This is a genomic window from Salipiger sp. PrR007 (assembly GCF_010499845.1).
Classification (GTDB): Bacteria; Pseudomonadota; Alphaproteobacteria; order Rhodobacterales; family Rhodobacteraceae; genus Salipiger; species Salipiger pacificus_A.
The window spans coordinates 52,249-64,820 of sequence record NZ_JAAGOZ010000009.1; the positions used below are offsets into that span (position 1 = coordinate 52,249).

Here is a 12,572-nt window from a genome sequence, read left to right on the forward strand (position 1 = left end):
TCTAGCGATCCGGGCCTCTGAGGGCCATCTCATAATAATCATCGTTATCATGAAACCGGCTCAAGAAGTGGCACATCGCCGACCGGGGGGTGTGCCTCTGCAACGCAAAGGGGCGGACCCAACGGCCCGCCCCTTCCTTGTCTCATGCCTGCCCGATCAGTTCGGGATCAGGTCCGGCACGATTGTCACGATGCCCGGTGCGAACCACAGCAGCGCAAGCCCCGCCACCTGGATCAGCACGAAGGGGATGACCCCACGGTAGATGTGCCCAGTGGTCACCGAGGCCGGGGCCACGCCGCGCAGGTAGAACAGCGCGAAGCCAAAAGGCGGCGTGAGGAACGAGGTCTGCAGGTTGACCGCGATCATGATGGTCACCCACTTCGGATCGAAGCTGCCGCCGTAGATCACCGGGCCGACGATCGGCACCACGATGTAGATGATCTCGAGGAAGTCGAGCACGAAGCCGAGGATGAACAGCACCAACATGACGATCAGGAAGACCTTGTGCTCGTCATCGAAGCTTTTCAGGAAGCTCTGGATGTAGTGCTCGCCGCCGAAGGAGATCACCACCAGGTTCAGCAGCTGCGAGGCCACGAGGATGGTGAAGACCATTGAGGTCACCTTCGCCGTCTCGCGCACCGCCGGGGTCAGCACCCCTGCCTTGAAGAGCACCCAGCAGGCGAACAGCAGCCCGAAAAGCGCATAGAGATACGCCGCCTGCGCCACCAAGAAGGCGATCCAGGTTTCGTAATTGGCGCCCTCGGTGCCGACCCGCAGGTCGAAGTTCATCCCGATGAGGAGCATGATCGCAACCGCGAAGGTCGACATCAGGATGATCTTGGGCGAGCGGCCGTCCTCGTTCAGCTTGCGGTAGGCCGCGAGCATGATCGCACCGGCCGCACCGAGCGCCGCGGCGGGCGTCGGGTTGGTGATGCCGCCGAGGATCGAGCCCAGCACCGCGACGATCAGCACCAGCGGCGGGAAGACCACGCGGATGAGATCGTTCTTCGCCAGCATTGCCGCCGCCTTGCCTGCGGCCCAGAAGGAGATCGCCCAAGGGATCAGCATCATCAGCACCGTCGCCAGCGGCGAGGTGTTGGGATGGATGAAGAGCACATCCACCAGCAGGCCGAGCACGATCCCGCCCGCACCGATGAGCAGCGGCCTGGGATCAGAAGACGGCGAGACCGCCCGCGCCCAGGCCAGCACGATGCCGAGGATCACCGCGATCACCGCGAGGCCGGTGCCGATGGGGGCGGCATTGGCGATCTTGGCAGCGCGCGCCGCGTCGATCTCCTCGGGGCTGAGACGGTGCGATTGCTCCACGCCGCCGGCCTCGTCGATGGCCTGCTGCTCGGCAACCGCCGTGTCCCAGGCCTCCTGGCCGTGCAGGTCGATCATCGCCGCCTGGCACTCGGGGCCGACGTTGGTGCGCAGCGAGGCCATCTGGCCGCTGTCGGAGTAGCTGTCGATCCGCGTCGACTGCGAGCCCACCACGCCCATCTGACCGAGCACGATGGTGCCGACGATCAGCAGCGCCGGAACGCCGAGGTACCAGGTGAAGGCCTCACCGCGGGTCACCGGCTCGCCGCCGCCGCCTTCGATCTGCACCGGAGGCGCGGACTGCGGGCGGAACATGGCAAAGCCAAAGGCATAAAGCGCGTAGAGCACCGCCAGCAGAATGCCCGGCAGCAGCGCCGCCTGGAAAAGCGTGCCCACGGAAACCACCGCCGGCTCGCCCAGCAGGGTCAGCGCGTCGGTGCAGCCCGCAAGCTGCGCGCGGTCTTCCTGTGCCGTGGCGTAGAGGTCCCCGGCGAGCGTGCCCAGCAGAACGATGACAATCGACGGCGGGATGATCTGGCCGAGCGTGCCCGAGGCGGCGATGACACCCGTCGCCAGCTCGGGCGAGTAGTTGTTGCGCAGCATGGTCGGCAGCGCCAGCAGGCCCATGGTCACCACGGTTGCGCCGACGATGCCGGTGGAGGCCGCGAGGAACGCGCCGACGACCACGATCGACACCGCAAGGCCGCCCGGCAGCGGTCCGAAGACGCGCGCCATGGTGGTCAGCAGGTCGTTGGCGATCTTCGAGCGTTCCAGCACGATGCCCATCATCACGAACATCAGCACCGCGAGCAGCGTCTCGATGGACTGGCCCGCGATGACCCGCTCGTTGATGCGGTTGACGATGAACGAAACGTTGCGGTCGAGCGCCACTTCCCAGCCACGGTCGAAGACTGGCATCGCGTAGCGTGGCAGGTCCGGGTAGCGGAAGATGGATATGGCATCCTCGCGCACGCCGCTTGCAACCAGCGTCCGATAAGCCTCGGAGCCGGTGTCGATGGCCTGGTGCACGAGCAGGCCGGCGCTGTCGAGCGCCGCGATGATGAAGAAGGAGATCACCCCCGCCCCGCCGATGGCAAAGGCCACCGGGAAGCCGGAAAGGATCGCCGAGAAAAGCGTGAGAAAGACGATGATCAGGCCGATCTCGACGCCATCGAGTCCGAATAGCATTTACCTATGTCCCTCTCAGAATTCCGCGTGGTCGTAGGCTTCTTCGCCTGCCTCGACCCGGTCGTGATCGTGATATTTGCCTTCGCTCTCCGGGCCTTCCTTCCATTCGAGGTAGGAGCGCCAGAAGAAGACGACCCCCTGCAGGAAGATGAAGCCGCACATCAGCACGATCAGGATCTTGAACAGGAAGTAGGCGGAAAAGCCGTTGGGGCTGAAGCCGATGGTCTCGACGTTCCAGCGCAGCGCGCGCGCCTTCATGACCAGCCGCTCTAGGCCTTCCGAGGCCGAGGGCTTGGGCACGATCAGGTGGCGCCACAGGAAGTACCAAGAATAGAGCCAGACCAGCACCGCCATCGGCATCATGAAGAACAGGCTGCCGAACATGTCGATGATCTTCTTCGCGCGGTAGCTGACCGGCGCATAGACCAGATCGACGCGCACATGCCCGCCCTGCACGAAGGTGTAGGCCAGGCAGAGCGCCACGACGATGGCGTTGTAGAGCTTGAGCTCTTCGGACCACCAGCTGACGTCGAAGCTCACCGGCACGCCGAAGCCGAACGACAGGTCTGGACGGGCGAAGACCCGCTGCACGAGGATGATGATCACCTGTTGCAGCACCATGATGAGGCCGGCCCAGGCTGCGATGCGCCCCACGGTGTTGTGGAAGCCCTCGAGCCCGCGCACCATGCCCCACATGAAGCTGTGCCGCCACATGCCGATCGCTGTGAGCACCAAGAAGGCGGTCAGCACCACGAACAACAGTTCCACCGACGCGCCGTAATAGACGAAGCGCATCACCGCCTCGTTGTCCGTCCAGTTCAGCCAGCTCGACGGATGCGTCACAGCGTAGCCGAGGTTCCAGAAGGACATGGCGATATTGCCGAAGAACCAGGTCAGGCCATCCAGTATCGCACCGAATGCCCCGCCCGAGGCTGTCTCTTCCATGACCTGTGCCCCCTTATGTCTCTTGTTGGTCTTGTTGGGTGCCCTGCCCGGCCGGCGTCTCCTGCCGGCCGGGACAGGGCTGTGTCTTCAAAGCAGGAGCGCCCCCGCGAACCGCGGGGGCGACAGACATGCGATTGGGCGGATCAGAGACCCATGACGCGGTTACGCTGGGCCGAGAAGGCGCCTTCCGAGCGGCTGATCCACTGGGCCGAGGACTTCATCGACTCGTAGTAGCTGTCGTAGCACTTCTTGTAGATCTCGTCGCCCATTGGCTCCTCGACCACTTCCTTGGCTGCGGCGCCAAAGGCGTCCCAGACGCTGTCGGGGAATTCGACGAGCTTCACGCCGCCGGACTGCAGACGCTGCAGGGCCGCCGAGTTGTTCGCCATGAACAGCGACATGGTCCAGAGGTTGGACGCGCGCGCCACCTGCTCGACGATCTTCTGCTGCGTCGGGGTCAGGCTTTCGAAGACCTCGAGGTTCATCGTCAGGTTCAGGTTCGGACCCGGCTCGTGGAAGCCCGCGGTGTAGTAGGTCTTGGTGATTTCCTGGAAACCGGCCTTCTCGTCCGCCCAGGGACCGATCCACTCGGTGCCGTCGATCGCACCCGAGGACAGCGCCTGGTACACTTCCGCGCCGGGCAGGTTCTGCACCGAGGCGCCGAGCTTGCCGAGCACCTGGCCACCCTGGCCGGGCATGCGGAACTTCAGACCCTGGAAGTCTTCGGGCGAGTTGATCTCTTTCTTGAACCAGCCACCCGACTGCGGGCCGGTGTTGCCGGCTGCAAAGGCCTTGAGGCCGAAGATCGAGTAGAGCTCGTCCGCCAGCTCGTTGCCGCCGTCATGGTAGATCCAGTTGGAATATTCCATGAAGTTCATGCCGAAGGGCACCTGGCTGAAGAACGACAGCGCCGGGTGCTGGCCGAGGAAGTAGTAATCCACGCCATGGTACATGTCGGCCTGGCCAGCGGACACGGCGTCGAAGACCTCGAAGGCACCGACGAGTTCACCCGCCGCCTTCAGCTCGACGGTCAGCTCGCCATCGGTGGCCGCGGTGATCTGGTCGGCGCAATATTGCGCGCTGTCATGCACACCGGCGAGGCCACGGCCCCAGGTGGTCACGAGAGTGAGGGTGCGGCGGCCCTGCGCGATCGCCGGAGCGGCGAGCGCGGTTGCAGCGGCGGCTGCGCCACCTGCGGTGGAAGCCCTCAGAAAAGAACGACGATCCATGTAAATCCTCCCATAGATTATTCTGCGCCTGGCGGTCTCCTCCGTCCCGGCGCGGATCGTTACGGTTCGGGCACCCTAGGACATTTTATTGCGCAAGCGAAATACCCAGCACTGCGTAGAATTGGTCATAAACTTGCCCATGACGTTACAAAAACGTAGCCTCCCCTTGCCTTCCGTTGCGGCACTCCTAGGCGAATGCGCGCTCGCGCCTTCCCAAGACGCCGAATCATGACGTAATCCAGAGGAAATGCGCGCGATCATTCAGAATCTCCGGCAGTCCTTCAGGCTCAGCTACGGACAGAAGCTCTTTCTTCTGGCCTCGGTGCCGCTCATCCTCGCCTGCGCCGCCATTGCCCTCCTCGTCGCCTTTCAATCGCGCACGCTCGCCGAGCGCGAAATCCGGCAGCTCGAGAACGAGTTGCTCGAGGCCAAGAAGCAGGAGCTGCGCAATTACGTCACCCAGGCGCGCAACGGCTTCTACTTTATCTACGGTGCCGCCGCCCCGGACGACGACGAAGCCAAGACCCAGGTCGCGCAGATCCTAGCGGCGATGATATACGGCGAGGACGGCTCTTTCTTCGTCTACGATTACGACGGCACCAACCTCGTCTCGCCGCGCCGCACCGACATGATAGGCCGCAATTGGTCCGGCCTCACCGACAGCGCCGGCACGCCCATCGTCGATCCGATGATCAAGATCGCCCGGCAGGGCTCGGGCTACCTGTCATTTCTCTGGCCCAAGCCCTCAACCGGGGAGGAGGCCGAGATGATCGCCTTCGTGCTCGGCTTCCAGGACTGGCAATGGGCGGTGGGCACCGGCGTTTGGATCGACGACGTGCTGGCCACGGTCAGTGCCAGCCGGGCTGAGGTGCAGGCCCGCATCCGCCGCACCTTCCTTTATATCGGCGGCATCACCCTTGGCGCCCTGCTGGTGGTCTTCTTCTCGGGGCTCGCGATGAACCTGCGCGAGCGGCGGCTGGCGGATGCCAAGCTCAAGGAGCTGACACAGCGGGTGTTCGACGCCCAGGAGGACGAGCGCCGCCGCGTCGCGCGCGAGCTGCACGACGGCATCAGCCAGATCCTCGTCGGGGTGAAATACGCGCTCGACATCACCAAGCGCCGCCTCGCACAAGAGGATCCGCGCGCCATGGACACGCTCGAGCGCGGACACGAGGCGCTCACCGGCGCCATCCAGGAGGTGCGCCGGATCAGCCGCGACCTGCGCCCCGGGGTGCTCGACGATCTCGGCCTCGGCCCGGCGCTGAAAGCGCTGATCGACGACTTCGAGGCGCGCACCGGCATCAAAACCACGCTCGAGACCGTGGTCTTCCGCAACCGCGTCGACCAGGAGGGGCGCATCGCGCTCTACCGCATCGCCCAGGAGGCGCTGACCAATATCGAGCGCCACTCCGGTGCCACCGAGGTCACGCTCGACCTGCGCGGCCACCGCCGCGGCGCAACGCTGCGGATCGAGGACAATGGCCATGGCATCGACCCCGACAAGGTCCGCGGCCAGCGTGGCATCGGCCTGAGGAACATGCAGGAGCGCATGGACCAACTCGGCGGACACCTGCGAATCTTGTCCTCCAGATCCGGCACGGTTATCGAGGCACAGATCCCCCTGTCGCACCTGCTTCCTCCCGAAGACGGCGCCTCCACATCCAGACCCAAGGCAAGCGCATGACCGAACCCACCAAAGTCGTCATCGTCGATGATCACCCGCTGGTCGCCGAGGGCATCGAGGCACTCTTGGAAAGCTACGATGACATCACCGTGCTGGCGACGGTCTCGGACGGCCAGCAGATGATTGACCGGCTCGACGAGCTCACGCCCGACGTCATCTTGATGGATCTCAACATGCCCGGGCTCGGCGGTCTCTCGGCCACCGAGATGATCCTCGAGCGCCGCCCCGAGACCCGCGTGCTGGTGCTCTCGATGCACGATACGCCGCAGTATATCACCACCGCGCTCGGCCATGGCGCTTCGGGCTATCTTCTCAAGGATGTGCCCACCGAGGAGATCAAGACCGCCATCGACACCGTCATGCAGGGCAAGCGCTACCTCTGCACCGGCGCCGAGGGGGCGCTGGCCCCGGTGATGACCGGCGGTCGCGAGCAGCTCACCAACCGCGAGCAGACCATCTTGCTGCAGCTGGCGCAGGGCAAGTCGAACAAGGAAGTGGCTCAGGTGCTCGATATCTCGGTGCGCACCGTCGAGACCCATCGCAAGAACATCAAGCGCAAGCTCGGGATCAGCTCCACCGCCGGGCTCACCCGCTACGCGCTGGAGCACGGCGTTCTGCAGGGCACCGGCGTCAACAGCTGACGTCTTCCGTGGCGGACGCCGCGAGTGTCAGCAGGCAATTCGTTCCAGGCACAAGTATTCCGGGGAGTCGGCGCCGGCGGACAGGGGCAAAGCCCCCGCGTGCCGACCCCGACAGGCGCTCAGATCATCTTGCCGACGCGGATCACCAGGTCTTCGGCAGCATGGAACTCCGCCGGCATGACCTGCGGGATCTGCACGCCGTCGAAGGCCGCCTCCTCGGCGTCGCGATGCCGCTCGACGGTGGCCAACGCTTGGGTCAGGACCAGCAGTCCCACCAGCGCCACAGCCTTCAGCGCGCTGAAATCCCGAGCGTGACGATAGAACCTATGATACTGCGCCATGACAGCCTCCTGCACACAAGTGAACCCTTCGGTTCAGTATTGCAGCGCTTTCAACCCACGGCAATTCACGACTTCACGCAAGCCCGTGTGAAGCCCGAAACATTGCGCGAAACATGGCGCAGCTTCGGCCATTTTTCGCGAAACTGCGTGATACACCCCATCAAACGCAATAAAAGTACAAATATCTCGCATCCAGAGCACTTTTTCTGAGCCGATAGGTGTTGACCCTCCGGCCCCTGCCGCCTATGGTCCGCCCCACGCACGAAGGGAGTCCGCCAGATGGGCCTACTTGTAATTATCGTAGAGACATGGCGCATGGGCCGGTAACCGGAACCATAATGGACCCCCATGCGCCCCCGAAATCCTCGGGGGCTTTTTTGTGCGCAAATGAGAAGTAAAATCGAAATGACGTCTGTAACGGAGACCGCGATGACACGTCAGATGACCGGAGCGAAGATGGTGGTTCAAGCCCTGAAGGATCAGGGTGTGGACACGGTATTCGGCTACCCCGGGGGCGCGGTGCTACCGATTTACGACGAAATCTTCCAGCAGAACGATATCCGGCACATTCTCGTCCGGCACGAGCAGGCGGCGATCCATGCCGCCGAGGGCTATGCCCGCTCGACCGGCCGCCCCGGTGTTGCGCTGGTGACCTCGGGCCCGGGCGCGACCAATGCCGTGACCGGCCTGACCGACGCGCTGCTGGACTCGATCCCGATCGTGGTTCTCTCGGGCCAGGTGCCGACCTTCATGATCGGCTCGGACGCCTTCCAGGAGGCGGATACCGTCGGTATCACCCGCCCCTGCACCAAGCACAACTGGCTGGTGAAGGAGACCGACAAGCTCTCGAGCATCATGCACCAGGCGTTCCACGTGGCGACCTCGGGCCGCCCGGGACCGGTTCTGGTCGACATCCCCAAGGACGTGCAATTCGCCACGGGTGAGTACACCGCCAAGCCGCAGGCGCCCGTCGGCCACTACCAGCCGCAGGTGAAGGGCGACATCGAGACGATCACCCAGCTCGTCGAGGCCATCGAGAAGGCCGAGCGCCCGGTGTTTTACACCGGCGGCGGCGTGATCAACTCGGGCCCGGGCGCCAGCCAGTTGCTGCGCGAGATCGTCGAGGCCACGGGCTTTCCGATCACCTCGACGCTGATGGGTCTCGGCGCCTACCCCGCCTCGGGCAAGTCCTGGCTGGGGATGCTCGGCATGCATGGTCTCTACGAGGCCAACCTCGCGATGCACGGCTGCGATCTGATGATCAACATCGGCGCGCGCTTCGACGACCGCATCACCGGCCGGCTCGACGCCTTCTCGCCGCGCTCGAAGAAGGCGCATATCGATATTGATCCGTCGTCGATCAACAAGGTGATCAAGGCGGACATGCCAATCGTCGGGGACGTTGGCCACGTGCTCGAAGACGTGCTGAAGATCTGGAAGGCGCGCGGCCGCAAGATCAACCGCGAGGCAATTGCCAAGTGGTGGCAGCAGATCGAGGAGTGGAAGAAGGTCAAATGCCTGACCTACAAGCAGTCCGAGACGGTCATCAAGCCGCAGTACGCGCTCGAGCGCCTCGAGGCGCTGACCAAGGGCCGTGACCGCTACATCACCACCGAGGTCGGCCAGCACCAGATGTGGGCGGCGCAATACCTCGGCTTCGAGGATCCGAACCGCTGGATGACCTCCGGCGGGCTCGGCACCATGGGCTACGGCTTCCCGGCCTCGGTCGGGGTGCAGGTCGCCCACCCCGAGGCGCTGGTGATCAACGTCGCGGGCGAAGCCTCGTGGCTGATGAACATGCAGGAGATGGGCACCGCGGTGCAATTCAACCTGCCGGTGAAGCAGTTCATCCTCAACAACGAGCGTCTGGGCATGGTGCGCCAGTGGCAGCAGCTGCTGCACGGCGAGCGCTATTCGCAGAGCTGGTCCGAGGCGCTGCCCGATTTCGTCAAGCTCGCCGAGGCCTTCGGCGCCAAGGGCATCATCTGCAAGGATCCCGCCGATCTCGATGACGCGATCATGGAGATGCTCGATCATGACGGGCCGGTGATCTTCGACTGCCTCGTCGAGAAGCACGAGAACTGCTTCCCGATGATCCCGTCGGGCGAGCCGCACAACAAGATGCTGCTCGGCGACGCGCAGGCCACCAACGCCATCGCCGGCAAGGGCGCGGTGCTGGTCTGACGGCTCGCGCGGACGAGGCCCCGCCCTGTCCGCCACCGCGACGACCACCATTCCGCACAAGACAACTCAGGAGCTGCAATCCATGTCCGCGCTACAGATCAAGAAGGGCTCGTCCAAGCATTCGGCCTACAACCTACGGCCCACCTTCTCGGACGTTCAGGAAACCCATACCATCACCGTTCTCGTCGAGAACGAGCCCGGGGTTCTGGCCCGCGTCATCGGCCTCTTCTCTGGCCGGGGCTACAACATCGACAGTTTGACGGTGGCCGAGGTGGACCACGAGGGGCACCTGTCGCGGATCACCATCGTGACCACCGGCACGCCGCAGGTGATCGAGCAGATCAAGGCGCAGCTCGGCCGGATCGTGTCGGTGCGCGACGTGCACGACCTTACCGCCGAGGGCAGTTCGGTCGAGCGCGAGCTGGCGCTGCTGAAGGTCGCCAGCACCGGCGACAAGCGGGTCGAGGCCCTGCGGCTGGCCGACATCTTCCGCGCGCAGGTGGTCGACAGCACGCTCGAGAGCTTCGTCTTCCAGCTGACCGGCACGCCCGACAAGATCGACGCCTTCGCCGAGTTGATGCGTCCCCTCGGGCTGGTCCAAGTGGCGCGGACCGGCGTCGCCGCCCTCGCCCGCGGCAAGGCCTGAGCCGCACGGCCCCACACCTCACCCCAGAAACGCTGACGGGCCCGATACTTCGGGCCCGTTTGGCTGTGCGCTCCGCCGGTGGATCTTGCTCAGGCGACATCTCTTTCGGGCCGCTGCGCATCGCGAAAGGCAATGACGCGCCCCCTCGAGCCCGCGCCTGAAAGCCCTCCCACAGGGCGCTGATCGGCGCTGAACAGCGTCTCCACCAATCCGAAAAACTTTTTTTCTTCAAGCCTATGGGGGTTGCTTGCATGACGCAGGTTCTCGCCGTCATGCATGTCGAACGCGACCAGGTCGCCCACGTTGAGCGGAGTTCCGCCCTCCGGGCCATGCTCGGGCTCATGCCAGAACGCGAGTTCGCCGTGATCTTCGCACCAGATTACTGCTTTGTGATCCGTTCGATCAGACCAGAGCACAACTCCTATCATCTTCTGTGACATACATTTCCCCACATCTCGCCCCTGACAAGACTGACGCAGATGCCGGATCGCTCACATGCGGCGAAACGTGACGTATGCTTGATTTTTGTGTCTGCATCAATCACGATTGTCTCCATATGGCATCAGCAGTGACGCTATATAGCAACAAAAAGAAGTTCACAGGGAGGGACTACGCGTGGAAGGCGTCACCTTGAAAAGAACTGTCGCAAGCACGAAAGAAAACGGAATGTCCACCGCGCCCAGGGATCAGGCACCGACCCCAAGTCCGGCAGAGCTGCGCAGCGTCTTCGGAGCCAATCTCCGGAAGCTCGGAAGCAGCGCCGCCTCCATCTCGGCTCTTTGCCGGGACCTCGGAATCAACCGCACGCAGTTCAACAGGTATCTGGCCGGAGAATCCTTTCCGCGGCCCGATGTGCTGCACCGGATTTGCAGTTTCTTCGGCGTGGACGCGCGCATCCTGCTGGAACCGGTGGAGGAGATCAGCAATGAGCCCGCCAGCCTCCTGCAGCACCCCTACCTGGCCGATTTTGTCGGCGCCGGGCTGCTCGGGCTGAGCGAGGAAGAATTCCCTTCGGGCTTGTATCGTTTCTCGCGCGCTGCTTTCTCCGAGGAATCCCGGTTCGTCGTGGGTCTGGTCCGCATCTTCCGGAAAGACGGCATGACCTTCCTGCGCGGCTTCGAGCCAAAGGAAGCGCTGGCCATGTACGACCTGCCGACCGACGCCGCGTCGCGCGAATACCGCGGGCTGGTGCTGCGCCAGGCCGAAGGCATTGCAGCGCTTGTCAGCCGCCGGGGCGCCATCACCACCTCGTTCAACTACCTGTCGAAGACGGGCGGGCTCACCAACCATTTCTGGGTCGGCTACGCCGTGCGCACCACACCCGAAAACCCCTCCGGCCGCCGCGCCGCGCGACTGGTCTACGAGTATCTGGGCAACGACAGGCACAAGGTGCTCGCGGCTGCACGAGGGACCGGCTACCGCACCGCAAAGGAACTGGTTCCCTTCCACCGTCAACAGCTTCGCGTCGACGAGGATTTCCGCTGACCAACAGCGCCGGCACCTTCCCAGCGGTGCCGGTCCCGCGTCAATCTTCCTCCGGCAGCCTGAGCTGGTCGTAGAGATGCCAGGTCGCATGGCCCAGCACCGGCAGCGCGACGAAAAGCCCGAGGAAAAACGGCAGCATCGCAGCGAAGGTCACCAGCGCCAAGAACGCCCCCCAGGCCAGCATCGGCAGCGGATGGCGCTGCACGTAATCAAACGAGGTGATCATCGCCGTGACGAAATCCACGTCCCGGTCGAGCAGCAGCGGCAACGCCAGCACGGTGATCATGTAGACCAGCAGGGCAAAGCCCGCCCCCACCAGTGTCCCAACTGCCAGCATGGCCAGCCCGTTCGGCGTCAGGAAGACATCGAGGCTCGAGCTGACGTTGGTCATCGGCGAAAGCCCGAGGAAGAGCGCAAAGATCATGTGCCCGAGGAAGAACCAGAACAGGAAGACGATCACGATCACCGCGCAGAGCGAGGGCAACTGGCGCTTCGACTGGCGCAGGATGACGCTGAAGACCTGCATCCACTCGAGCGGCTGGCCGCGTTCCAGCCGCCGCGAGACCTCGTAAAAGCCCACCGCCGCGAAGGGGCTGAACAGCGGGAAGCCGATCGCCGCCAGCACAAGCCAATAGCTCGTGCCGGTGGCCAGGGTCAGCCATGTCAGGAACAGGCCCGCCGCCACGTAGACCCCGCCGAAGACCAGCGCGAAACCGGGCGCGAAGATCAGATCGCCCAGTCCGAGTCGCAAGGCCGTTCTCAGCGTGCCAAAGCTCACGTCCGAGAACTCCGGCACCCCCGGCCGAGCCGCGTCGTCGCTCATGACGGTGTCCATGGCGCCTCTCCCTCAAACCCCCTGCTGCCAAGGATTTAAGCCGAGATGTACGCCATGTGGCAAGTCGCCGA

General features: G+C 64.1%; 11 protein-coding genes. 5 read left to right on the forward strand and 6 right to left on the reverse strand.

Annotated features, from left to right (window positions below):
- Positions 1-156: 156 nt before the first annotated feature.
- From G0Q01_RS01960 to G0Q01_RS01970, 3 genes are all read right to left on the reverse strand, one after another.
- Entirely contained in the window at positions 157-2,511 is a 2,355-nt protein-coding gene (locus G0Q01_RS01960; RefSeq protein WP_164196517.1) for a TRAP transporter large permease subunit, read from the reverse strand.
- A gap of 15 nt (positions 2,512-2,526) precedes the next feature.
- Positions 2,527-3,456, reverse strand: a complete 930-nt coding sequence (locus tag G0Q01_RS01965) for a TRAP transporter small permease subunit (RefSeq protein ID WP_164196518.1) — start codon at positions 3,454-3,456, stop codon at positions 2,527-2,529.
- A 143-nt stretch (positions 3,457-3,599) separates the two neighbouring features.
- Positions 3,600-4,685, reverse strand: coding sequence for a TRAP transporter substrate-binding protein (locus tag G0Q01_RS01970; protein WP_164196519.1), 1,086 nt, complete (start codon positions 4,683-4,685; stop codon positions 3,600-3,602).
- A 247-nt stretch (positions 4,686-4,932) separates the two neighbouring features.
- Here G0Q01_RS01970 and G0Q01_RS01975 point away from each other — a divergent pair, with 247 nt between their 5' ends.
- Both G0Q01_RS01975 and G0Q01_RS01980 read left to right on the forward strand, forming a co-directional pair.
- Complete coding sequence (locus tag G0Q01_RS01975) at positions 4,933-6,369, forward strand: cache domain-containing protein (protein ID WP_164196520.1); 1,437 nt, start codon at positions 4,933-4,935, stop codon at positions 6,367-6,369.
- Positions 6,366-7,010: a response regulator transcription factor gene (locus tag G0Q01_RS01980; protein WP_108965303.1), complete on the forward strand. Its 645-nt coding sequence runs from the start codon at positions 6,366-6,368 to the stop codon at positions 7,008-7,010. Before G0Q01_RS01975 ends, G0Q01_RS01980 begins: the two co-directional genes overlap by 4 nt.
- 119 nt (positions 7,011-7,129) lie before the next feature.
- Here G0Q01_RS01980 and G0Q01_RS01985 read toward each other — a convergent pair whose 3' ends face one another.
- Positions 7,130-7,351, reverse strand: a complete 222-nt coding sequence (locus G0Q01_RS01985) for a hypothetical protein (RefSeq protein ID WP_164196521.1) — start codon at positions 7,349-7,351, stop codon at positions 7,130-7,132.
- 429 nt (positions 7,352-7,780) lie between these two features.
- Here G0Q01_RS01985 and G0Q01_RS01990 point away from each other — a divergent pair, with 429 nt between their 5' ends.
- Together G0Q01_RS01990 and ilvN are read left to right on the forward strand one after the other, a co-directional pair.
- Positions 7,781-9,535 carry an acetolactate synthase 3 large subunit gene (locus tag G0Q01_RS01990; protein WP_164196522.1) on the forward strand — a complete coding sequence of 585 codons (1,755 nt, stop codon included), beginning with the start codon at positions 7,781-7,783 and terminating at the stop codon, positions 9,533-9,535.
- A gap of 82 nt (positions 9,536-9,617) precedes the next feature.
- Positions 9,618-10,181: an acetolactate synthase small subunit gene (gene ilvN, locus G0Q01_RS01995; RefSeq protein ID WP_108965297.1), complete on the forward strand. Its 564-nt coding sequence runs from the start codon at positions 9,618-9,620 to the stop codon at positions 10,179-10,181.
- Between the two features lie 89 nt (positions 10,182-10,270).
- Here ilvN and G0Q01_RS02000 read toward each other — a convergent pair whose 3' ends face one another.
- Complete coding sequence (locus tag G0Q01_RS02000) at positions 10,271-10,621, reverse strand: hypothetical protein (RefSeq protein WP_164196523.1); 351 nt, start codon at positions 10,619-10,621, stop codon at positions 10,271-10,273.
- A gap of 226 nt (positions 10,622-10,847) precedes the next feature.
- Here G0Q01_RS02000 and G0Q01_RS02005 point away from each other — a divergent pair, with 226 nt between their 5' ends.
- Positions 10,848-11,666, forward strand: a complete 819-nt coding sequence (locus G0Q01_RS02005) for a helix-turn-helix transcriptional regulator (RefSeq protein ID WP_164196590.1) — start codon at positions 10,848-10,850, stop codon at positions 11,664-11,666.
- 40 nt (positions 11,667-11,706) lie between these two features.
- On the opposite strand, the gene G0Q01_RS02010 is transcribed toward G0Q01_RS02005, so the two are convergent.
- The gene (locus G0Q01_RS02010) at positions 11,707-12,501 is read right to left on the reverse strand and encodes a DUF2189 domain-containing protein (protein WP_164196524.1); all 795 of its coding nucleotides are present in this window, start codon (positions 12,499-12,501) and stop codon (positions 11,707-11,709) included.
- Positions 12,502-12,572 lie beyond the last annotated feature (71 nt).